At 66.8% G+C, this 22547-nt stretch carries 17 protein-coding genes; 6 read left to right on the top strand and 11 right to left on the bottom strand.

Annotated features, from left to right (window positions below):
- Positions 1-4: 4 nt before the first annotated feature.
- The 5 genes from AX709_RS09790 to AX709_RS09770 all read right to left on the bottom strand — a co-directional run bounded on the left by AX709_RS09790 (position 5) and on the right by AX709_RS09770 (position 5147).
- Positions 5-1321 (bottom strand): hypothetical protein, encoded by a 1317-nt coding sequence (locus AX709_RS09790; protein ID WP_156454240.1) that lies wholly within the window; start codon positions 1319-1321, stop codon positions 5-7.
- Between the two features lie 70 nt (positions 1322-1391).
- The gene (locus tag AX709_RS09785) at positions 1392-2423 is read right to left on the bottom strand and encodes a glycosyltransferase family 2 protein (RefSeq protein WP_156454239.1); all 1032 of its coding nucleotides are present in this window, start codon (positions 2421-2423) and stop codon (positions 1392-1394) included.
- The gene (locus AX709_RS09780) at positions 2395-3315 is read right to left on the bottom strand and encodes a hypothetical protein (protein ID WP_066549136.1); all 921 of its coding nucleotides are present in this window, start codon (positions 3313-3315) and stop codon (positions 2395-2397) included. The genes AX709_RS09785 and AX709_RS09780 overlap by 29 nt, the downstream gene beginning before the upstream one ends.
- Positions 3316-3320: 5 nt before the next feature.
- On the bottom strand, positions 3321-4583 hold the full coding sequence (locus AX709_RS09775) for a sugar transferase (RefSeq protein ID WP_066549134.1): 1263 nt from the start codon (positions 4581-4583) through the stop codon (positions 3321-3323).
- A gap of 135 nt (positions 4584-4718) precedes the next feature.
- Positions 4719-5147 carry a hypothetical protein gene (locus AX709_RS09770; protein ID WP_066549133.1) on the bottom strand — a complete coding sequence of 143 codons (429 nt, stop codon included), beginning with the start codon at positions 5145-5147 and terminating at the stop codon, positions 4719-4721.
- 75 nt (positions 5148-5222) lie between these two features.
- Between AX709_RS09770 and AX709_RS09765 the strand changes: the two genes are divergently transcribed.
- Positions 5223-5972: a metallophosphoesterase family protein gene (locus AX709_RS09765; protein WP_066549132.1), complete on the top strand. Its 750-nt coding sequence runs from the start codon at positions 5223-5225 to the stop codon at positions 5970-5972.
- A 25-nt stretch (positions 5973-5997) separates the two neighbouring features.
- Here the strand turns inward: AX709_RS09765 and AX709_RS09760 are convergent, their stop codons facing one another.
- From AX709_RS09760 to AX709_RS09735, 6 genes are all read right to left on the bottom strand, one after another.
- Entirely contained in the window at positions 5998-7209 is a 1212-nt protein-coding gene (locus AX709_RS09760; protein WP_066549129.1) for a hypothetical protein, read from the bottom strand.
- Complete coding sequence (locus AX709_RS09755; protein ID WP_197417133.1) at positions 7209-9362, bottom strand: GumC family protein; 2154 nt, start codon at positions 9360-9362, stop codon at positions 7209-7211. Before AX709_RS09755 ends, AX709_RS09760 begins: the two co-directional genes overlap by 1 nt.
- 66 nt (positions 9363-9428) lie before the next feature.
- The gene (locus tag AX709_RS09750; RefSeq protein WP_231726097.1) at positions 9429-10043 is read right to left on the bottom strand and encodes a polysaccharide biosynthesis/export family protein; all 615 of its coding nucleotides are present in this window, start codon (positions 10041-10043) and stop codon (positions 9429-9431) included.
- Positions 10044-10168: 125 nt separating this feature from the next.
- Positions 10169-11665 (bottom strand): O-antigen ligase family protein, encoded by a 1497-nt coding sequence (locus AX709_RS09745; protein WP_066549128.1) that lies wholly within the window; start codon positions 11663-11665, stop codon positions 10169-10171.
- A 166-nt stretch (positions 11666-11831) separates the two neighbouring features.
- Entirely contained in the window at positions 11832-12071 is a 240-nt protein-coding gene (locus AX709_RS09740) for a hypothetical protein (protein ID WP_066480638.1), read from the bottom strand.
- A gap of 244 nt (positions 12072-12315) precedes the next feature.
- On the bottom strand, positions 12316-13509 hold the full coding sequence (locus tag AX709_RS09735; RefSeq protein ID WP_066549127.1) for a M48 family metalloprotease: 1194 nt from the start codon (positions 13507-13509) through the stop codon (positions 12316-12318).
- Between the two features lie 262 nt (positions 13510-13771).
- On the opposite strand from AX709_RS09735, the gene AX709_RS09730 reads away from it, so the two are divergent.
- The 5 genes from AX709_RS09730 (at position 13772) to AX709_RS09710 (ending at position 22465) form a co-directional block, all read left to right on the top strand.
- The gene (locus AX709_RS09730; RefSeq protein ID WP_066549125.1) at positions 13772-16474 is read left to right on the top strand and encodes a beta strand repeat-containing protein; all 2703 of its coding nucleotides are present in this window, start codon (positions 13772-13774) and stop codon (positions 16472-16474) included.
- A gap of 296 nt (positions 16475-16770) precedes the next feature.
- Positions 16771-18165 carry a TolC family protein gene (locus tag AX709_RS09725; RefSeq protein WP_066480529.1) on the top strand — a complete coding sequence of 465 codons (1395 nt, stop codon included), beginning with the start codon at positions 16771-16773 and terminating at the stop codon, positions 18163-18165.
- Positions 18162-19886 (top strand): type I secretion system permease/ATPase, encoded by a 1725-nt coding sequence (locus AX709_RS09720; protein WP_066549124.1) that lies wholly within the window; start codon positions 18162-18164, stop codon positions 19884-19886. Before AX709_RS09725 ends, AX709_RS09720 begins: the two co-directional genes overlap by 4 nt.
- A gap of 1 nt (position 19887) precedes the next feature.
- A complete protein-coding gene (locus AX709_RS09715) occupies positions 19888-21201 on the top strand; it encodes an HlyD family type I secretion periplasmic adaptor subunit (RefSeq protein WP_231727486.1) in 1314 nt (437 codons plus the stop codon).
- A gap of 13 nt (positions 21202-21214) precedes the next feature.
- Positions 21215-22465: a glycosyltransferase gene (locus AX709_RS09710; protein WP_066549123.1), complete on the top strand. Its 1251-nt coding sequence runs from the start codon at positions 21215-21217 to the stop codon at positions 22463-22465.
- The last annotated feature ends 82 nt before the right edge of the window (positions 22466-22547 follow it).

Genomic DNA, 22547 nt, shown 5'->3' with positions numbered 1-22547 from the left:
CGGCTCAGGTGGCCGCCACGTTCGCTGCTGCCGCCCCGCCCGGATCGACGTTGCGACGGATGCCCAGGCTGAGCACCGGCAGGAAATACATCCACTGGAAGATGAAGGATTCGATGTACGGGTTGGTGAACATCGCCATCGCGCTCGCAGTGAAGCCGCCGGCCATGTAGATGTCCTCCGGCCGCAACAGCTTCTCGGCGACCCGGCGGAACAGCAAAGCCCCGTACACGACGAACACGCTGGCATAGACCAGCGTCCCGATGAAGCCGACGCGAAGCAGCGAGGCGAGCGGAATGACCTCGTAGCGCCAGGGGAACAGGTCGCTGCGCAGATAGCGAACGCCGATGCCGTGGCCGACGCCCAGTCCCCAGCTTTCCTCGACGCCGTCCCATAGCGCGACCACCTGTTCGGTGCGGAGCGCGCCCCCGCCAGACTGGAGCTCGTCGATGAATTCCCCGATGACGACCTGGAGGTCGACGGTGTCCAGGGCGACGTCGATCAGGACCACCGCCAGCAGCGACAGGACGCCCAGCAGGACGGTCGGCCAGAACACGGACTCGCTGTTGCCGTCCTCGTCCGTCAGGCCGACGCGCGCGCGCAGCACCACGCCTGTCACGAAGCCGACCGGCACCGCGAGGATCAGCGCGGAGCGACCCGAGGTCAGCGCGCAGACGACCAGCGCAAGCGGCAGCAGCATCCGCAGGAAGCGATTTCGCACCAGCGTCGGCTGCGCGAAAAATGCCCCCGACAGGAAAATGAGCGAGCCATAGACGAGGATGTTGGCACCCGAATATCCGCGCGCGACGTTGACGTTCACGTCCTCCGACAGGAACTGCACCGATTCCTTGCCGAAGGTCAGAAACGCATAGAAGAAGGCCGCCACCGAGAGCACTGCGACCCAGGTGAGGAGCACGAGCAGCCGGACAGGCCGGGTCGTTCCCATTTGCTGGAACATCGCGGTTCCGATCAGCAGCCAGATCAGCGGTGCGAGGATGTAGACGATCAGCGTCTGGTTGACCGCCTCACGCGGCGCGCCAGAGGAATAGCCGATCCATATGTAAAAGGCGGTCACGACGACGCCGCAGAAATACAGCATCAGCATGGTGTCGAGATATGCCGCCTTGCGAACGATCAGCAGCGACGCGATCGCCGTCAACAGCAGCAGCGCCGCGGTCGCCTCCTGAAAGGAGTGGGGTACGACCACACAAATGGCGAGCGTCGCGAAGATCAGCCAGCGGGTGATCCCGGACAGCAGGATCTCTCCGGCGGAACGGCCCATCACCGGCGGCTGGTACATCCCCGGGGTCAGTGCAGACGGCATGACGATCGCCTTATCGCCCGCGCGTCGGACGACAGCGCCGCGTGTCCGGTCCGCAGATCATCGCACAGCTTCACGCGCCGCCCTTCCCTTGTTCCGCGTCGATCCGGATCGCGGTGCGGTTCCGGTCAAGCGCGCTCGCAAGCGTGCGCGCCAGACGCGGGGTCGCGCCATATAGCATGGCAAAACCGTGCCAGGTGAAGCCCAATTCTTCCGGCGAGCGCCGCAGCACCGCGCGCGCGGAACGGGCCAGCGGTTCGGCGACATAGGTCGCCAGCGCGACCGCGAACGCGCCGGCCCGCGAGAAATGCTTGAAGGCGTAAATCAGATTGGCCTGGAGCGCATAGGACAGGCGGTGCGCCTTGACCTGTTCGGAGGTGCCGCCACGCTTGTGATAAACCTCGGGCTCGGCGAAATAATGGATGCGATGGCCCCGTGCGCGGATCCGTCGCGACAGATCGAGGTCTTCGAGGTACACGAAAAAGCGTTCGTCGAACCCGCCGATCGCGCGATAGATGTCCCGCCGGACCAGGTAGAACGCGCCGATGACATGGTCGACATCGCGGCTGCTGAGGTGATCGAAGTCGGCCATGATGATTGGCGGGAACCACCGTCGCGCCAGCGCCGAGACATGGCTGAGACCCAGGCTGGCGCCGACGAAACTTCGCCAGGTCGGAAAGCGGCCGCAATGGCGCTGGACCGCCCCGGCTTCGTCGACCAGACGCACGCCAAGCACGCCGATCTGCCCGCCATCGGCCTGTTCAAGACGGGCGACGCATTGATCGAGCGCACCCGGGTGAAGCTCCGTATCGGGGTTGAGCAACAGGATAAGGGGCGCGCTGCCGCGATCCGCCGCCAGGTTGCATGCCCGGCCGAAACCCAGATTGGCGCCCGCACGAATGACGACGAGGGGCAGGCCGGGCACGTCGACATCCGCCGATCCGTCGGTCGATCCGTTGTCGACGACATAGACGCAGCCGACACGGTCGCCGCCATGCGTGGCGATCGACGACAGGCAACGCCCCAGCAACGGCCCGGCGTTCCAGTTGACGATGACGATGTCGATGCACGCCCGCTCAGCCATGATCGAGCCCGGCATAGCCATATCGGGCCGCCATCGCGGCAACCCGGGCGCGGTCCTGAAGATGCGCGTTCCGGCCGAGCAGCGATTGCTTCAGGAACGGAAAGCCCATGTCGACCAGCGCGGTGGCCGAGGTCAGCGACGGATCGTTGACCGGCCCGCTGATCACCGGCGTGCCCGTTATCTTCCGCCACAGTCCCGTCGCCAGCCCCGGAACATCGGACCGCGAATCCGGATCGTACCACAGCGCCCCCACCGCCAGCGCCCGCGACGCGACCCGCGCCAGCCGCGTTTCCTGCAGCGTCACGACATCCTGCCAGCGGTCATAGGCGTGCGTCATGTCGATCACGGGCCGCAGTGCCGCGATCAGGTCGGGCGTCACCTGACGGAAGAACAGGGCATAGGACTGCACATGGTTTTCGGCATTCGCGCTGGCGAGAAAGCCGGTCAGCCGCCACGATGTCGTCGCGATCAACGCATCGACATCGCCCAACGGGCCGAGGACGGAATCGTTCTGAAGGTAAAGATGTGCACCCGGCGCGCCGTTCGCGACCGCGTGCAGCGCAATCGAATAGGCGGAGAAATCGAAGCCGCCGAGCGCCTTCCAGTAAAGCGCGTCGCACGTTTCGACGAGGCCATCGGGAATCTGGCCGGGATCGGGCGTCGCCACGACGACCATCAGCCTGCCCGACAGGCCCCGTACGAGGGCGAGCGTATGGCGCTGCGTCGCGCTGAGCGTGCCGTCGGGGGCGAACAGGAACAGGCAGTTCCAGCGATCCGCCGGACGCACGGGGACGACCGCGTGCCATTGCGGAAAGGCGCGCCGGCCGGCGAGCCGCCGTTTCAGCCTGGACAACCGCACCAGCAGCGACGGCGCGGAGGGCACGAAATCCCAGTTGTGGATCATCGACGCCATGCGGGTCAGCGTGATCCGAAGCCCGTTATCATCGTGCGGATCGTGCGCGCCACGATCAACAGGTCGATCCAGGGCGAGTAGTTCTTGATATAGTAGAAGTCGTAATGGAGCTTGGCCCGGACCTCGTCGACCTCGGCGACATGGCCCTGGCACACCTGTGCCCAGCCCGCGATTCCGGGGCGGACGACGTGGCGATAGCGGTAGAAGGGGATTTCGCGCTCGTACCAGCGCGACAGCACCTCCGCTTCGGGGCGCGGCCCGATCCAGCTCATTTCACCGCGAAGGACATTGATGATCTGCGGCAGCTCGTCGATGCGGCTGTGGCGCAGGAAGCGCCCCACCGGCGTGACCCGGTCGTCGCCTTCGCGCGTGATCGCGGCCTCGAGCGTCGAGGGCTGGGTCTCCAGCACCCGCATCGTGCGGAATTTGTAGACGGTGAACGGCTCGCCCCGGTAGCCGATCCGCGTCTGGCGAAACAGCGCGGGCCCCGATGAGGTCAGCCGGATGATCAGCGCGACCAGCAGCAGCGGCACCAGCAGCACCACCCCGGCGATCAGCGCCATGATCCAGTCGACCGCGTGCTTGATCGACATGTAGGCCGACAGCGGCACCAGCGAACCGAAACTGTTTTCCGACAGATGCTCGAGCTCGACGCGCCCCGTCAGCGATTCCAGCAGGTGCTTGACGTGATAGACGGGTACGCCCGCGAGCGCGAAGTCGGCCAGCCGCCGGTCCCATTCGGTCGGCAGATCGACCCGCAGATCGGTGGCCACGGCATCCAGCTGACCGAAATCCGCATCCGGCGACGATAGCGGGACCCATGTGACGCCGGTCACATGGTTGATCAGCTTGACGTCGTCGAACGGCAGATAGCCGATCCGAAGCATCCGGAACCGTTCGGTATGCACCTGGAAAAACAGGAACCAGCCGACACTGACCGCGAAGGCGGAGATCAGCATGATGCGGTTATAGTCGAGCCGCCCGAGCAGGTAGATCATCGTCAGCGTGAAGAACGAGATCGTGAACGCCGGAAGGATATAGACGCTCTTCTCGACGCCCGGAAAAATCGTCACGTTTCGCAGGAGCCACGCGCCCGCGACAATCGCCAGCGTCGCCCCGATCAACGTCTGGTTGAGGATTTCGATCGTGTCGACTTCAAGGGTAAGGGCACGGATGACATAGGGCAGCAGCACCGCAGCGCACAGGCAGCCGATGACCTGAACGTCGAAACGGATCCACAGGGATCTTTTGGGCTGAACGGAGACCATCACACTCTCAAATTCGGCGCCGGGCCGGGTCGGAAGGCGCAACGCTGCGGGGATCGGCCCGCCACGGCGCGGCGTTAGGGCGAAATGGGGTCGCTGGGCAAGCCGCTGAATGCGCCGCGTCGCCCGTCCGCGTCGCTATTTCGGTCCGTTGGGGCTCGGCAGGGTGGCGGTGCGCCTCACGCTCAGCGTACCCTCGGTCGCGCGCGTCGAGGGCAGGTCGCTCGGCCCGATGCGGTTCTGGACGCGGCTTTCGATCCGCCCCAGCACCCGCTGGTTCAATCGCTCGCCCGCCTGTCGATACTGGCGGCGCGCCACGCGCTGCTGCGGATCGCTGACCCGCTGGCCCAGTCGCGGCGTAGGACGCACGCTCGGATCCGGGGCGGATACACGATCCAGATCCGCGACATTCTCATCGGTGATCAGGAGGGGACGTTCGGACCGCTCGACGGGTTTGGCCACACGCTCGCCGGGCTTGCGCAGTCGCTTTGCCTCGCCGGCGACGCCGGGCGACGGAAAAAGCGCGATCAGGGCCCACGCCAATGCCAGGGCCGACAACTTGTTCATGGCGACCCTCTGCCACGATTGTGTGCAGAAGCGAAGAGCCTATATGGACGTCCGATTAGTACAGGCCCCCGAAGAATGTTCCAGTTCCTGCTTGGCAAGCGCAAAGGCGTTCCTGACGCACGCGTTCCCGACGAAAGACGCTTCTACGCGATCGGCGACATCCACGGTCGTCACGACTGTCTGGTCACGTTGCTTGCGGCGATCGACGACGATGCCGCGCGCGCGAGCCAGCCCTATCAACTGATCTTTCTGGGCGATCTGATCGATCGCGGCCCGGACAGCGCGCGCGTGGTCGAACACCTGATGTCGATCGCGGAGGCCCGCCCCGACACCATCCTGTTGATGGGAAACCACGAGGAGGTCCTGCTGCTCGCCGCCTCGGGCAATCGCAACGCGCTGTCGTTGTTCAACCGGATCGGCGGGCGCGAGACGCTGCTCAGCTACGGGGTCAGCCAGGCCGAATATGACGAGGCCGATCTGTCCGAGCTTCAAAAGCTGATCATCCGCAATGTCCCGGAAGCGCACCTGACGTTCATGGCGCAATTCGCGCAGTCAGTGACGATCGGCGACTATCACTTCGTCCATGCCGGCGTTCGCCCCGGCATCCCGCTGGACGAACAGCGCGACAGCGACCGGCGGTGGATCCGCGAGGAGTTTACCCGCTTCACCGGCGATCACGGCGCGGTGATCGTGCATGGCCACACCGTCACGAGCGAGGTCGAGATGCTACCCAACCGGATCGGCATCGATACCGGCGCCTATCAGAGCGGACGGCTCACCGCGCTGGGCCTGACGGGCAGCGAGCGGTGGATATTGCAAAGCTGATCGGTATCGCGACCGGCGGCGGCGGTCAGCGGCTCAGGCTGACATTGTCGATATAGCCTGCCGCCCCCCCGAGCGAGTCAGCGGCCTGCGCAACGACCTCGATCCACTGCGCCGGGCAATCGCGCGGAACGACCGCATCGAGCTTGAACGGCTGACCCTCGGGCCCGGCACTCGGGAACGCCTGTCGGCCGAGTTCGCGGCGGCCATCGGCGCAGGCGAGCCTCAGATACGGCAGATTGTCGCCGAGCCCCGCCGTATCGCTGGCCATCCCGCGGATCGAAACCGCACCCGGCGACAGCAGAAGCAGCTGACGCGCGGCGACGCCCCCTACGCCCATCGGCGTCTCGAAATACAGCGCTGGACCGTCAAAGGCGGGCCGTTGCTCGACGACGATTTCGCTTTCCGGTCCGCGCGACCAGTCAAAGGGGGTCGCGTCGGCCAGCGGCTGATCGAAGCTGCCGTTGCGCAGACCGCGACGGTCCGCACCGGGGCGATAGCTCTGGAACAGTGTCCACGCGCCGGCGACCTGGCCGCGTTCGACCATCCGCGTCGTCACGGTCGCCAGCGTCAGGTCGCTGACCGGCGCGCCGCGTTGCCGGAGCGCGCGATAGAGCTGGTTGATGCTGTCGAACGCGGTGCCGCTCTGGGCCAGTTGCTGGACGAACTGGGTCGACCAGGAGGGGCGACGCGCGAGGATGTCGGCAAGCGGTGCCCGGATCGCGGGATCATCGATCGCGCCGATCAGGATTGGGAACAGGATGCCCAGCGCATCGCGCGACGTGCGCATCGCGGTGTCATAACGGCGCAGCGCGCCCGGGATGTCATCGCGTGCGACCGCATCCTCGATCAGCCAGAGCTGAACCACGAGCTCGCGGCGCGAAAGCTGTTCGGAAAAGGCGATCTGCCGGCGGGCCAGCGCGGTCTGACCGCGCCGATCGTTTGCCAGGCCCAGCGCACCCGCCGCCACCGCTGACAGGGGCTCGCTTCGCAATGCCGACTGGGCCAGCCGGCGCGCGCGCGCAATGTCGCTGGCGGTCGCGGCCGCGGTCATGCTGCGAAGTGCAACCAGCCCCGCGGCCTCCGCATGTCCCGGCGCGATGCGCAGCGCCAGTTCGGGGTTTCGCTTCGCGACGACTGAGGCCAGGCTGTGCTGGCCCGCCAGAACCAGCAGGCCGAGCAGCAGGAGGACAAAAAGGATCGCGCGCCCGGTCGGCAGCTGGATGGCGCGTGACGGCATCAGCCGTTGCCGCCCCGGCCCTGCTCCGATCGGCCGTAACCATAGCCATAGTCATAGCCATAGCCGAAATGCGCCTTTTTCGGCTCGAATTTGGTCACGACCACGCCGATGATGCGCGCATTTGCGCTGGCGAGGCGGCTCAGTGCGGTGCGAACGATGCTGGCACGGATGCCGTGCGATTCGACGGCGTAGACGATGCCCTCCACGCGGCTGCCGATCAGCGGCGCATCGGCCAGGCCCATCACCGGGGGGGAATCGATCACGATATGGTCGAAATGCTTCGACAGTTCCTCGATCAGCGAGGCCAGCCGGTTGCCGGTCAGCAGTTCGGCGGCATTGGGCGGGATCGGCCCGGCGGTCATCGCGACGAAGCCGAAATCGTTCACCGGCACGAGCAGGCTGTCGATCACCGCGCCGCCCGACAGGTAATTGCTCAGCCCGCGATCGTTCTGGGCACCGATCAGGTGGTGAACCGAGGGCGACCGCATGTCGCCGTCGATCAGCACCACCTTGCGATCGGCGCGCGCCAGCATCGTCGCCAGCGCGAACGACGTCGTCGACTTGCCTTCGGCCGGCCGTGAGCTGGTGACTGCAAGCGATTGCGGCACGCCGTGATCGGTCGAGAACTGCAGGTTCGTCTGGACCGCAAGATAGGCGTCGACGATCGAGGACTTGCGATCGCGCAGCGCATCGATCGGCGAGTCCGACGACTTGGGCACGCTGCCGAGCAGCGGCAGGCCGAGCATGCGCTCGACCGCCCCCGGATCGGCGATCGCCTCGTCGCTCTGCTCAAGGATGAAGGCCGCGATGGCACCCAGCGACATGCCGACGAACAGCGCGAGAACCAGGTTGAGCACCAGGCGGGGGCTCGACGGTCGCGACGGCAGTTGTGCTTCGTCCACGACGGCGACGTTGTTGACGCCGACCCCGCCGGCGATGCCGATTTCCTTGTACCGCTGGAGCAGCGCATCATAAAGCTGACGATTGGTGTCAACTTCGCGCTGGAAGATGTTGTACTGGATGCTGCGACGACGCTGGTCGAGGAAGCTTTCCTTCAACGCGTCGACGCGTTCGCGCAACGATTCCTCGCGGTTCACCGCGGCCTGATATTCGGCGGCAAGGCTGCTGCCGATGCGCTGCTCTTCGCGCGCGATGCTCCGGTCGAGCTGCCGGATTTCGCCCGCCGCCGCGCGCAGCGGCGGATAATCGGGCTCAAACTGGACGAGCAGCTTCTCATATTCGGCGGCGCGCTCCGCCCGGCGTGCCCGCAGCGAATTGAGCGCGTTGTTGTCGAGCGCCTCCTCGACGTCACCCGACCGGCCGCGCGACGCCTTGTACTTGCCCTCGACCGCCAGCCGGTCCGCGGTGGCGGCGGACAGTACGCCGTTCAGCGCGACAAGGTCATACGCAATCGTCGACTGTTCGGAGCCTTCCTTGCCCTGCGGCAGCGTGATGATCCGCTCGTTCGAGGCGTAATTCTGCAGCGACCGCTCCGACGCATCGAGGCGCGTGCGCAGCTGCGCCAGCCGGCTTTCCAGGAAGCGCCGGGCGTAGGAGGTCGCCTCGTAGCGCCGCTCCAGCGTCGCGCTGATGAAATTTTCCGACCAGGCATTGGCGACGCGCTGCGACAGGGCCGGATCGGGGCTGGTAAAGCTGATCTCGACCAGGCGCGACTGGCGCGCCGGCGTGATGCGGATGTTGTCGAGCAGGATTTCGCCCGCCTTCTTCACGCGCTTCGACCGGCTGACCGCCGACAGCCGCCGGTCGCTGCTGTCGGTGAACAACCCTTCGCTGTCGGCCTCGCCGAACATCTCGAAAAAGGCGACGTCGTCGACCAGACGCAGACGCGTCGCGACCTGCTCGGCCAGCGAGCGCGCACGCAACAGGCCATATTGCGTCTGATAGAATTCCTGGTCGGCGTCGGTCGCTTCCTGCTCGACACCCTGAATGTTCACGATCTTGCCCGATTCACGCGAAATCTCGATCGTGTTGGTCGCGGTATATTGCGGCGTCATCAGCAGCGTGATGATCAGCCCCAGGACGAGGCACACGCCGATGATGCCCAGGATCACGCGACGCCAGCGCCACACGATCCGCCAATATTGGCGCAGCAACGGCGTCTGGGCCTCCGCCGTCATTTCGACCGGGACCAAGCCGACACTTCCCGAGCCAAGCCTGCGAACATTATTTGCTTTGTTCATGAACAGTGCTCGACTTCGTTATTGCAGCAGGACGATGAGGGGTGCCGAGATGATCGGCGATAGCGCGACGAGATCGCGGAACAGCCGGCGCTCCGGCGAATCCCCCACGATGATCACGTCATTGGCGAAGATCGGCGGGTCCTTGTAAACCCCGCGGCGGATCGCCGCGATGTTGTACAGCCCGGCCATGCGCTGGTTGTCGACCGTGCGCAGCACCACCACGTCCTCGAGCTTGCCGAATTCCGACACGCCCTTGGCCGACGCGATCGCGCGCATCAAGGTCATCTGGTTGGTCACGGGATACAGCCCCGGCTCCGTCACCGACCCGTCGACCGTGACGACCTGGCTGACCGAATTGAGGATGTTGACGGTGACGACCGGATCCTTGACGTAGCGGCGCAGCGCATTCTCGATATCGCGCGCAACCTCATATGCCGCCTTGCCCCGCACATCGATCGTGCCGGCCAGCGGCATCGAGATCCGCCCGCTCGCATCGATCTGGACCTCCAGGCTCAGGTCGGAAATGCCGTAGACGTCGATGCCGATCGTATCGAGCGGCCCCACCAGCGCCGGGCGGTCGGCGGCAACCAGGTCGCCGCGCGTCGGCTCCGGCAGCGCCTCGGTTTCGACCACCGTCAGCCCGGGGCGCGAAACCAGACGCTCCCTCGAGCAGCCCGAAACGAGCAGCGCGACCGCAAGAACAGATAAAATTAACCGCATATCGTCAAGTAATCCGCCAAAAATCCCGCGAGCTATAGTCAGCCGGCATGGACAGGTAAAGCATTGTCGGTCCGCGTCCGCCGTGCCGTCACAGCGGTCACGCCAGGAACCGGCAGCAGCATCCAGATCGCACCGATCGCGGTCACCACCATGATGATCGGTGTCCGTGCCGGATAATCGACCGCGCTGGCCAGCAGCACCATCAGCAGTATCGCCGATCCCGCGCGCGCCGGGCGGATGAACGCGGTGTCGGGCGCCATGCGCCAGACCCGGATCGAGCGGATCAGCCACCAGGCGATGAACGCCACGATCATCGCCACCCCCGGCACGCCGGCCTCGATCAGGACCTGAAGATAGTCATTGTGCGCTTCGTTCAGATAGCTCGTCGAAAGCAGGTCGAAAGGCTCATAATGCCGATAGAGCGGCTCGAAAGCGCCCAGCCCCGCCCCGAACGGCGCATAGTCCCGGGCGATTTCAAGCAACGTCGGCCAGGCGCGCAGGCGCAGGTCGTCGTCGACCGACAATGCAAACAGCCGCTGCACCGATGCCGCGCGACCGATGGTCAATGCGAGCGCGACGATCGCCACCGCGCCGAGCGCCACCCCGCCGGCAACTAGGCGCCGGGTGCGCCTGCGCATCCCGCGAAGAAGCGTCCCGAGGCGCGGCAGCACCAGCACGATCGCGGCCAGGAGGCCGATCGTGCTGACGACCAGCCCCGCGCGCGACCCGGTCACGGGCACCATGACGATCAGAAATGCCGCCGCACCCGCACCCAGCAGCGCGCGCAGCCGCGTGCGATCCGCCGCCATGCCGCGCGGCGTCGCCCACAGCGCCACCAGCGGCAGGCCGCAGCCGAGCAGCAGCGCCTGATGATTGCGGTTCGCGAGCAGGCCGACCGCAGCCTCGCGATTCGTCACGGCATACCAGCGCAGCGGCGAATCTTCGCCGCTCGACACCTGCGCCAGCCCGAGCACCGCGCTGGCAAGCACCAGGAACATGACCGGGGTGACGAGGTTGGCGATCCGCTGGCGTGACAGGAACTGCAGGCCGATCAGCGTCGCCGCCGCCGGCAGCAGCGCGAACAAGGCGTTGGCCGCGCGGTCGGGCGACAGGGCGAAGGGGCGCCAGGGCTGATCGAACTGCGCGACCGTCGCCGCCTGCTCGGCGAGGTCGCGACCCGGTAGCGCGGTCCAGATCATTGGCGGAAGCGGCACGAGCTGCGCGACGATCAGCGCGGCAATCAGCGCCAGGAAAATCGCGGGCAGGCGGGGCAAGCCGGGGCGCGCCGGCGGGATCAGCAGCACGAACAGGCCGATGACGACCACGCTGACGCAACGCACCACGGGCTGGGCGAGCGAATCCGCCCGCGATGCGCCGCCCAGCAGCGCTATGACCAGCAGGAAGCTCCAGAAAAGCCAGGTTTCGGTGCCGATCCGCCCCCCGCGAACGGCGTTTTCGTCAATCTCCGCCAGCTCTACCGTCAACACCCTGATCCAGTCTTCTGCCGTGCGCGCCGGCACCCTGTCACGTGCCATATCCGCGTCCGGGCGGGGGACTCAAATGAAAATCGCGCGGCGAGCGATGCGATGCCATCCAGTGCGCGGACCGCGAAACCGGGCCGCGCGATCGCGGCGCGCGCACAAATAAAAAGGGCGCTCCTTCCAGCGAAGGAGCGCCCTTTTCTATTCCGAGAGCCGAGGCTTACGGGCTGGTCGCTTCATCATCGTCGGCGATGATGATGATGCCGGCGATCACGGCAGCCGCCGCGACGACGCCGATGATGATCCCGCTGCTGCCTTCAGCCTTTTCCTTCTCAGCAACCACCTTGCCGGCGCGAACCGACGGCGCAAGCGACAGCTTGCTGGCGTCAGCGGCCGAGGCGATCGCCGGAACGCTGACCAGCGACATCGCTACCGCGGTAGCCATCGCCTTCTTCAACATGTTCATTTCCGACACTCCCTTCGCAATATACTCGTACTCGTGCGGTGCTATTGCACGAGGCTTACACGCATTCAACCCGTTTCCGTTCCCGATCGGCGGGCGCGGAACCAATCTCACGCGGGATGCAGCAAAAATGCAACGCAGTCGCCGCATTTTCCCGGGCCGTCGCCGCGCCTCGCAAGAGACCCGGCCCCAACCCGGACTGCTTCCCGTCCTTCGCTAACTTACAGTCATTAATCAAGTGTCACCTGTCGAACGCTTTCATTTTGGCGTCGAGCTGGCGCCTGCGGTCAACGAGTTGAGCGCGTAAGTCGTCCGGCGGCATGGCATCTTCGCGATTGGCGGCGATCGCGGCCGAAATCGCGTCGGCATCGCGCGCGCGCCTCCGCCAGCCGGGATGTGTACCGTCGCCGATCAATGGCGCCGCCGCCCTTCCGGCCCGGCGCCAGAATGCTGCAGCCGCGAACACATCATAGCCGGCCCGTGCGCTGAGGACGATGCCGAGCCGGTCGGCATCCGCCTCGGCGGCGCGAAGGATCGCGCCGTTTCGTCCAAATCCGGCGAACAGGCCTTTATCCACGCGCGCACGCGCGAAGCGCTCGCGGTGGCCCAGCATGATATGCGCCAGCTCGTGCCCGATCAGAAAGGCCAGTTCGTCGTCATTGGCGACCCGGTCGAGCAGTCCGGTCGAAACGCTGATCGTCCGCGCATCCGCCGACGCTTCCGATCGGGGATCGGGCAGCAGCTGGACGAACGCCGCGCAGACCGGCCGGGGGTCGAGCGCGATGTCGACCTCGCCGGCGCCGCGCACGACCCTTAGCTTGACCGGACGTGCACGCGCGGCTGCCTCGCCCGACGCGCGGTCGAGCAGCGCCAGGGCAGCTTCCACGCCGTCAAAGGTTGCCTGCGCAGCCGGCAGCTTGCGCGGCAGCGGTTCGCCGTCGATCGCGACGATCCCGTCGCCGGGCCGCAGCCCGGCCCGGTCGCCCGGCCCGTCAGGCACCACCACGCTCACCGCGACCGGCGCCGCCAGCCCGAACAGGTCACCGGCCACCGACCGCACCTCGGGCGCGAATTGCGCGGCATCATAGAGCATGATGCCAAGCTCGGGCCGGGTTTCGGGGCACAGGGCGACGTTGGCCGCCTTCAGCTGCCACCCGATCCGCGCCACGCGCGCGTCGGCCGCCTGAAGCAGGCGCAGCTGGGCCGCAAGCCCGTCGTCCGTGGCCGCGCGGGCCCGAGGATGTCCCGGCGACAGGATCGCGACAACGGCCAATGCCGCCGCGATCGAGAGGGTCGGGCCACCCCCGCGGCGGCGGCCGCGCCGACGGCGTTGACCGCGCTCGCGGGAAAAACCCCGGAACGGATTGAATACGGTCGTCGCAACGATGCTGCGGACCGTCTTGGCGTTAACCAGATATTTACCTGCGATCACCATCGCTTGGCCCCAAGTCCGATCCCATTGTTGCACCCGCGACAACACGGCAGAAAAATAGGGCTAGTCGCTTGCCATCGATTCCACGCTCGGTTAAGTCGTGCACGATTTGTGATCAAACGGGGGGGCACGCCGAGCATTTGCGGGACTATCCAACCGTTCGTCGGTCCGCAAGGCGCGGACGGTGCGGCGAACTGTTTTCACGTTTTTGAATTTTGGTTTCGCGCGGCCCCGCCGCGACAAGCATCCTGAAGGGAGTAGTTAAATGGCGACGTTTATCGGAACGGCAGGCGACGACAATATTGTCGGCACCGCCGAGAATAACACGATCATCGGCAATGCGGGCAACGACACGCTCGACGGTGCGGCGGGTGATGACAGCATCGACGGTGGTGCAGGCACCGACACGCTCATCGGCGGAACCGGCAACGACACCCTGAACGGTGGCGCGGACAACGACACGTACACGGTTGCCGACGCCGGCGACGTGATCGTGGAAAGCTCGACGGGCGGCGCGAACGACGTGGTCAACGCCAGCGTGTCGTATGTGCTGAACTCGGGTGCGTGGGTCGAAACGCTGAACCTGACCGGCACCGGCAACAACTTCGTCATCGGCAACCAGTTCGCGCAGACGCTGAATGGCAACGCGGGCAACAACGTGCTCGACGGCGGCCGCAACACCGCGCAGCCGACGCTCGGCGACACGCTGGTGGGCGGTGCTGGCGACGACGTCTACGCCATCCGCAACCCGGGTGACGTGGTGACCGAACTTGCGGGTGGCGGCACCGACATCGTGTACATCGACGCCGACGCGCTGCAGGCGGCGGGCCAGGCGATCGCGACCTACGCGCTCACCGCAGGCACTGCGGTCGAGACGCTCTCGGCTGCCAATCAGTCGGGCACGCAGGCGCTCGTCCTGACCGGCAACGCGCTCGACCAGACGGTCGTCGGCAACTTCGGTGCCAACACGCTCAGCGGCGGCGGCGGCAACGACACCCTGATCGGCCTCGGCGGCAACGACACCTATGTCCTGGGCGCGGGCACGATCACCTTTGTCGAGGCGGCTGACGGCGGCACCGACACGATCACCTTCGCGGCGGGTGCGGCGGCGACGTTCACCCTGAATGCGGATGCCTCGATCGAAGTCATCACCGCCAGCAACGGCGTGAACGTGATCACCGGCAACAACCTGTCGCAGCGCATCAACGGTGCCGCGGGTGCGGTCGGCGTCGCCGAAACGCTGAGCGGCGGTACGGCGGGCGCGGACACGCTGGCGGGTGCCGGCGGTGGCGACACCTACCTGGTCAACTCGACCGATGACGTGATCATCGAAACCGGCTTCGAGGCCGACGGTGTCACCGCGACGGCCGATGTCGTCCAGTTCACCGCGACCACGGGCGGTTACGCTCTGGCCGAAGGCGTCAATGTCGACAGCCTGACCGCGACCGCGGCGACCGGCAACGTCGTTCTGGTCGGCAACGCGCTGACCCAGACGCTCACCGGCAACGCCGGCAACAACGTCCTGAACGGCGGCACGTCGGCGACGGGTACCGGGGACACGCTGGTCGGCGGCGCGGGCAACGACACCTATCGCGTCTACACCGCGCTCGACGTCGTCACCGAAGCAGTCGGTGAAGGCACGGACTCGGTGTTCACCAGCGCGTCCTACACGCTGAGCGCCAATGTCGAGAACCTCTCGGCGGCGGACCAGAGTGCGACCACCGGTGAATATGTCCTGACCGGCAACGACCTCGCCAACCAGATTGTCGGCAACTTCGCCAACAACACGCTGGTCGGTGGCCTCGGCGTCGACACCCTGACCGGCCTGGGCGGCAACGACGCCTATGTCGTGAACGGCGCTGACGTGATCAGCGAAGCCGTCGGCGGCGGCACGGACTCGATCACCTTCGCGACCGAAGCCGGCTTCGTGGCCTACACCCTCACCGCGGGTGCGGAAGTCGAAACCATCACCCTCGGCGGCAACGTCGTCTCGGTGACCGGCAATGCGCTGGCGCAGCGCATCAACGGCGCGACCGGCAACGTCGCCGAGACGCTGATCGGTGGCGGCGGTGCCGACACGCTGGCGGGTGGCGCGGGCAATGACGCCTACACCGTCGACAGCACCGACGATGTCATCATCGAAACCGGCCTGGCCGCTGACGGTGTGACGGCGACGACCGACACGGTCACCTTCACGGCGACCACCGGCGGTTATGCGCTCGCGGACGGCGTGGCCATCGACTCGCTGACCGCCACGGGCACCGGCAACGTGTTCCTGGTCGGTAACAGCGGTGCGCAGACGCTCACCGGCAACTCGGGGAACAACATCCTCAACGGTGCCGGCGTGGCTGGCGGCGGCGGCGACACCCTCGTCGGTGGCGCGGGCGACGACATCTACCGCGTCTTCTCGTCGTCGGACGTCGTGACCGAACTGGCGAACGAAGGTAACGACACCGTGTTCGCGAGCGTCAACTACACGCTCGGTACCAATGTCGAGAGCCTGGTTGCGGCAGACGCCACCGCGGTCGACAACCTGGTGCTCCAGGGCAACGCGGCCAACAACACGATCGCGGGCAACTTTGGCCGCAACGTGCTGTCGGGTGGTGACGGTATCGACAACCTGTTCGGCCTGAGCGGTGCGGATACCTTCCACTTCGCCAACACCGGTGTGGGCAATGCCGACAACGTGCTCGACTTCAGCTCGGCGGAAGGCGATCGCATCTCGCTCGACCAGGGTGTGTTCGCCTTTGGCGGCCCGACCCTGACCGCGGCGCAGTTCGTGATCGGTGTCAGCGCCACGGCGGCTTCGGCGCAGATCCTGTACGATCAGGCGACCGGTCGCCTGTTCTACGACGCGGACGGCACCGGTGCCGGCGCGGCGGTGATCTTCGCCACGCTGGTTCCCGGCACGGCGCTGACCAACAACGACATCGTGATCACGGCGGCCGCGACCATCCCGACCCCGTAATCGCAATATCGCGAACCAAGGATCAGGGGGTCTCCACCACGGTGGAGGCCCCCTTTTCTTTTGGATGGAGCGGGAAAGTGCGGGCGGCGGGTCGTGCGCGCGTGTGCGGCGGAGAAGTGAATGGCTCTGGATCGAGCACCGGCCAGCGTTTCTGTAGACGCGACGCCTCAAATCACTTAACGCGCCACCGATGTTTCGATAGGCCAGCGGGTCGAGGACAGCGTTCCTTGCAAGGTTTCCAAACGTAAAGAATGACGTACGCTTCCAAGTCTGTTGCCGTGCCATCGCGTGCGCCGTTGATCGGCGCGCTTGTGTTGGCCGCGTCGCTGGCGATGCCTGGCGCCGCCGCCGCGCAATCGCTGACGCTGCCGGGGGCGAGCCCCCGCCCCCTCGTTGTCGACACCGCCGCCGACCCGATCCTGAAACTGGGTCAGGACGGTGCGGGCGATCCGCGTTTCCGCGAAACGGTGCTGACCGCGATCGCGCGCCACCCGGCCCTGGCCGAGGTGCAGGCGCAGCTTGAGGAAGCCAAGGCGGCGAAGCGCGAGGCCCGCGCGGCGTTGCTGCCCTCCGCCGAATATTCGGTGTCCGCCTATCAGATTATCGACCGGTCGTTCCGCAACAGCCTCGACAACATCATCCAGCGATCGGTGCTCGAACGGCGTACCGACCTGACCGGACAGGTGAGCCAGCTGTTGTGGGATTTCGGCGCGACCTCCTACCGCATCGGCGCCGCCGGCGACCGGCTGCGCGCCGCCAGCGCCTCGATCGACGGCACCGCAGACGAAATCGCGCTGCGCACGATCGCGGCGTGGTACGACATCTTCGCCGGCCGCACCCTGCTGGGTCTCGCGGAGGCGTATCGCCAGAGCGTCGTCGACAACCGCGATTCGGTCAAACAGCGGATCGATCAGGGAGCGTCGGCGGCATCCGACATCGCGCGCGTCGACACCGCGATCGCCTCGCTCGACACACGCCTGGCCCGCTACCGTCGCGAGCTCGCCAATGCCGAGGCGCGCTATCAGGAGCTGACCGGCGCGCCCCCGCCGCCCAACATGACGCGGGGACCGACGCTGGGCGTCGTGCCCGCCGGCGTCGAGGCCGCGCGCGACGCCGCGGCGAACATTCCGACGGTGACGATCGCACGCGCGCAGTCCGAAGCTGCGCGGCGCGAAGCCAAGGCCCTGCGCGCCGACACGCTGCCCCAGCTTTCCGCCAGCGTCGAGGGCGGACGCTATGGCGCGTTCGAGGTCACGCGCGATTATGACGTCCGTGCGCGCCTGACGCTGCGCCAGCGCCTGTTCGGCGGCATTTACGAGCGCGCCGAACAGGGCGAATCCCGCGCCGACGCCGCGCGTGCCCGCGCCGACCGCGTCCGCGAAGAAGCCGGGCGCGACGCCGCGACCGCCTATACCGACCTGATGGCGGTCGAGGCGGAACTGGCCAGCCTGGCCTCGGCCTATGTCGCCAGCCGCCAGACGCGCGATGCGCTCACCACCCGCTTCCTCGCGGCGCGGGGCAGCCTGCTCGACGTGCTAGCCGCCAACGACACCTATTTCGGCACCGCGGCAGCCTATATCCAGGCGATCGCGGGGCGCGACGCCGCGCGATATGTGCTATTGTCGCGTACCGGCAGGTTGCTGACCGCGCTGGAAATCCCCTCGGCCGCCGAAGAAAGACCGTTGCCATGAGCGATCCGCAGGAGCTGGTCGAAGCCCCCCGCAAGCGATTTGCCGAGTGGCTGATCGAGCCGATGATGCGCAATCGCGCGACCTATGCGAAGGTCGCGCTCGCCGCGCTGCTGATCAACATCTTCGGGCTCGTGTCGTCGCTGTTCTCGATGACGGTGTACGACCGCGTGCTGCCCAACAACGCGATTTCGTCGCTGGTCGGGCTCAGCATCGGGCTTGGCCTCGTCATCATCTTCGACTTCATCCTGCGTTCGCTGCGCGCCTATTTCGTCGACGTGGCGGGGGTGAATGTCGATCGCGAGATCGGTGAAAAGGCTTTCGAGCGCCTCGTCGCGATGCCGCTCAACGCGCGGCGGGGTTCGACCGGCGCGCTGGCCGGCACGATGCGCGAGCTTGAGACGCTGCGCGATTTCTTCACCTCGGCCACGCTGACCGCGATGATCGACGTCCCGTTCATCCTGCTGACCCTCGCGGTAATCGCGCTGATCGGCGGCTGGGTGGTGGCGGTGCCGCTGGCGATGGTCCCGCTGACCATCATCGCGGGCGTCGCGACGTTTCCGGCCATGGACCGCCTGGCGAGCGAGGCGATGCGCGAGGGTCTGAACAAGCAATCGGTGCTGGTCGAGGCGATCGGCGGCATCGAAACGGTCAAGTCGAGCGGCGCCGGCGACCTGCTCGGCCAGCGCTGGCTGCGCACGATCGACAGCTATTCGGACATGGCGACGCGCCAGCGCCTGCTCGCCAATATCAGCACCAATGTCGCCAATGCCGCCCAGACGATCTCGTTCGCGGGTGTCGTGATCGTGGGCGTGCTGCTCGTCGAAACGCGCGACCTGACGCTCGGCGGGCTGATCGCGTGCTCGCTGCTGTCCAGCCGTGCGGTCGCGCCGCTGGCCCAGATCGCCCAGCTGCTGTCGCGCATCACCGCGACGCGCACGGCCTACAGCGTCCTCAACCCGTTCATGAGCGAGGACCCCGGGCTGGTGACCGGCCTGAAGCCCGCGGTGATCGAGGGCGCGGTCGAGTTCCGCAACGTCAGCTTCCGCTATCCCGGCGCAAAGGAAGACGCGCTCGACAAGCTCAACCTCAAGATCAATGCCGGCGAGCGCATTGCGCTGCTCGGCCGGGTCGGGTCGGGCAAGTCGACGATCGCGCGCCTGGCGCTCGGCCTCTACACCGCCACCGATGGGCTGGTGATGGTCGACGGCACCGACATCCGCCAGATGGACCTGCCGACGCTGCGCCGCCATGTCGGCGCGTCGCTGCAGGAAAGCGTCCTGTTCACCGGGTCGATCCGCGACAACATCGCACTCGGCCGCCGCCAGGTCGATGACGAGGAGATGCTGCGCGTCGCCCGGTTGACCGGCGTGCACGATTTCATCGGCCGGGTCGCCAACGGCTATGACCTGACGCTCGCCGACCGGGGCGAAAGCCTGTCCGGCGGCCAGCGCCAGAGCATCGCGCTCGCGCGCGCGTTGGCGGGCAGGCCCAAATTCCTGGTGCTCGACGAACCGACGAGCGCGATGGATTCCGAAAGCGAGAACCAGTTGATCAGTCGGCTGGAAGAAGAGACCCGGGGCCGCACGCTGCTGGTCATCACCCACCGTATGCCGCTGCTTCGCCTGGTCGATCGCGTCGTCATCATCACCGACGGCAAGGTCGCGGCCGACGGCCCGCGCGATGAAATCCTGCGCCGCATCACCCGCCCGGTAGCCGCCTGACATGAACATGCAATCCACCGCCCTGGTCGTCGTCCCCCAGCCGTTGCACAAGACGCCGGCACGGTCGTCCAACCTGCTGCTCTGGGTCATCGTCGGCATGATCGTCGTGCTGGTCGGCTGGGCGGCGCTGACCCAGATCGACCGGACCGTGAACGCGTCCGCGCGCGTCGTGCCGACCGCGCAGCTCCAGCGCGTTTCCAATCTGGAGGGCGGCATCGTCGCCGCGATCCTGGTCAAGGCGGGGGACACGGTGGCGACGGGCACCCCCCTGGTCCAGCTCGACCAGACCGAAACGGGTGCGGCGCTGGGCAGCAACAGCTCGACGGTCAATGCGCTGTCGGTGAAGGTGGCGCGGCTCGAAGCCGAGATTGCAGGCCGCACGCCCGTTTTCCCGAACGCGGAGGATGCCGCGACGCGCGAGCAGATCGGCATCGAGCGGTCGCTCTACATCTCGCGCCAGGCGGATTATGCCAGCCTGACGTCGGCCGCCCGCGCACGGATCGCGCAGGCCGAGCGCGCGGTCGCGGAGGCCGAGGGCCGGCTGTCGGCACTGCGCGTGTCGCGCAATTCGGCGATCGAGCAGGCGGACCTGCTCCGCCCGCTGGTCGAAGCCGGGGTCGAGCCCCGCCTCAGCCTGATGCAGGCCGAACGTACCGCCAATGTCGCGTCCGAGGAAGCCGCCGCAGCGCAAGCGACGGTCTCTCGCGCGCGCGCCAGCGTCACCGAGGCGCGCGCCGCGCTCGCCCAGGCGCAGCAGGAGTGGCGATCGCAGGCCGCGGGCGAGCTTGCCGCCGCGCAGGCCGAACTGATCACCCGCCGCCGGACGCTGCCGGCGCTGCGCGACAAGGTCCAGCGCACGCTGGTCCGCTCGCCGCTGCAGGGCAAGGTCAACCGGGTTTTGGTCAACACCGTCGGCGGCACCATCCGCCCCGGCGAACCGCTGGTCGAAATCGTGCCGTCGGAAAGCGGCCTGACGGTCGAGGCGGCGGTACGGCCGCAGGATATCGCCTTCATCCGCCCGGGCCAGCGCGCGCTGGTCAAGCTGACCGCCTACAATTTCTCCACCTATGGCGGGCTCGATGGCGTGGTCGAGGGGATTTCGCCCGACGCGATCGTCAACGAACGCACCGGCGACACGCATTATCTGGTGCGCGTGCGCACCAAGGAAGCCGGGATCCGCGATGCGGCGGGCAACATGCTGCCGATCACGCCGGGCATGATCGCCGACGTCGCACTGATCGGCGACAAAAGGTCGGTGCTCAGCTATTTCCTGACGCCGTTCACGCGGCTGTCGGAATCCGCGTTCCGCGAATGATCCTTCGTCGCGCATGAAGATCCTGCTGGTTCACCAGAACTTCCCGGCACAGTTCGTCCATCTCGGCCCCGAACTGGCGCGGCGCGGGCACGAGGTCGCGGCGCTGTCGATGATCGACGTGCCGCCGATGCCGGGCGTCACCGGCTATCGCAGCATCGCCAAGGTCGGCACCAAGTCCGAGCACCAATGGGCGCTCGACACCGAAGCCAAGCTGATCCGCGCGCACGCCGCAACGGTGAAAGCGTCGGCGATGCGGCGCGACGGCTATGTGCCCGACGTGATCGTCGCGCATCCCGGCTGGGGCGATACCCTGTTCCTCAAGGATGTGTGGCCCGAGGCGCGGCTCGCGCTCTATTGCGAGTTCTTCTACGGCTACAAAGATTCCGACCACGATTTCGATCCCGAGTTTCCGCCGGTCAAGGACGAGATCGAGCATCGCTGCGGCGTGAAGGTGAAGCAGCTGCCCCAGCGGCTGATGTTCCCGATGGCCAATGCCGGGATTTCGCCCACCCATTTCCAGGCGTCGAGCTATCCCAGGCCCTTTGCCGACCGGATCACCGTCATCCACGACGGCATCGACACCGACAAATTGCGGCCGCGCGACGACGGCCATATCAAGTTCGCCAGCGGCACGTCGCTGACGCGCGCGGACGAAGTCGTGACCTTCGTCGGCCGCAATCTCGAGCCCTATCGCGGCTATCACATCTTCATGCGCGCCCTGCCCGAGCTTCAGCGGCTACGCCCCAGGGCGCATTTCGTCATCATCGGCGGCGACGGCGTCAGCTATGGCCGCGCGGCGGACAAGGGCACGACGTGGAAGGAAACATTCCTCAACGAAGTGCGCGCGCAACTCGACATGTCGCGCATCCATTTCGTCGGGCGGCTGAATTACGCGGTGTTCACCGAAGTGTTGAGCCTCAGCCGGCTGCACATCTACCTCACCTATCCCTTCGTCCTGTCGTGGAGCATGCTGGAGGCGATGGCGCTGGGCGCGCCGATCCTGGGCAGCGACACCGCGCCGGTCCGCGAACTGATCCGCGATGGCGAAAACGGGATGCTGACCCCCTTCTTCGATCCCAAGGCGCTGGCCGAACGCGCGGCGATGATGCTGGCCGACGACGCGCTGCGCACCCGGCTGAGCGCGAACGCGCGCCAGACGATCGTCGACGGCTACGACCTCAAGACCCGCTGCCTGCCCCGCCAGATCGAATGGGTCGAGGGGTTAGAGAAGCTGGACCCGCTGCCGCCGATGTTTGAGGGGTAAGCGCGTCAGCGGGGCGAGGTGGTTGGGGAGTTCGGGTCGTTCCGCCGCTTTGAGATCGCGGATGAAGCGTCGCAATCGTTTC

Origin of the sequence: Sphingomonas sp. CCH15-F11, from assembly GCF_001557005.1 — a bacterium.
GTDB lineage: Bacteria > Pseudomonadota > Alphaproteobacteria > Sphingomonadales > Sphingomonadaceae > Sphingomonas.
This window is presented reverse-complemented; position numbering and strand designations above follow the sequence as displayed.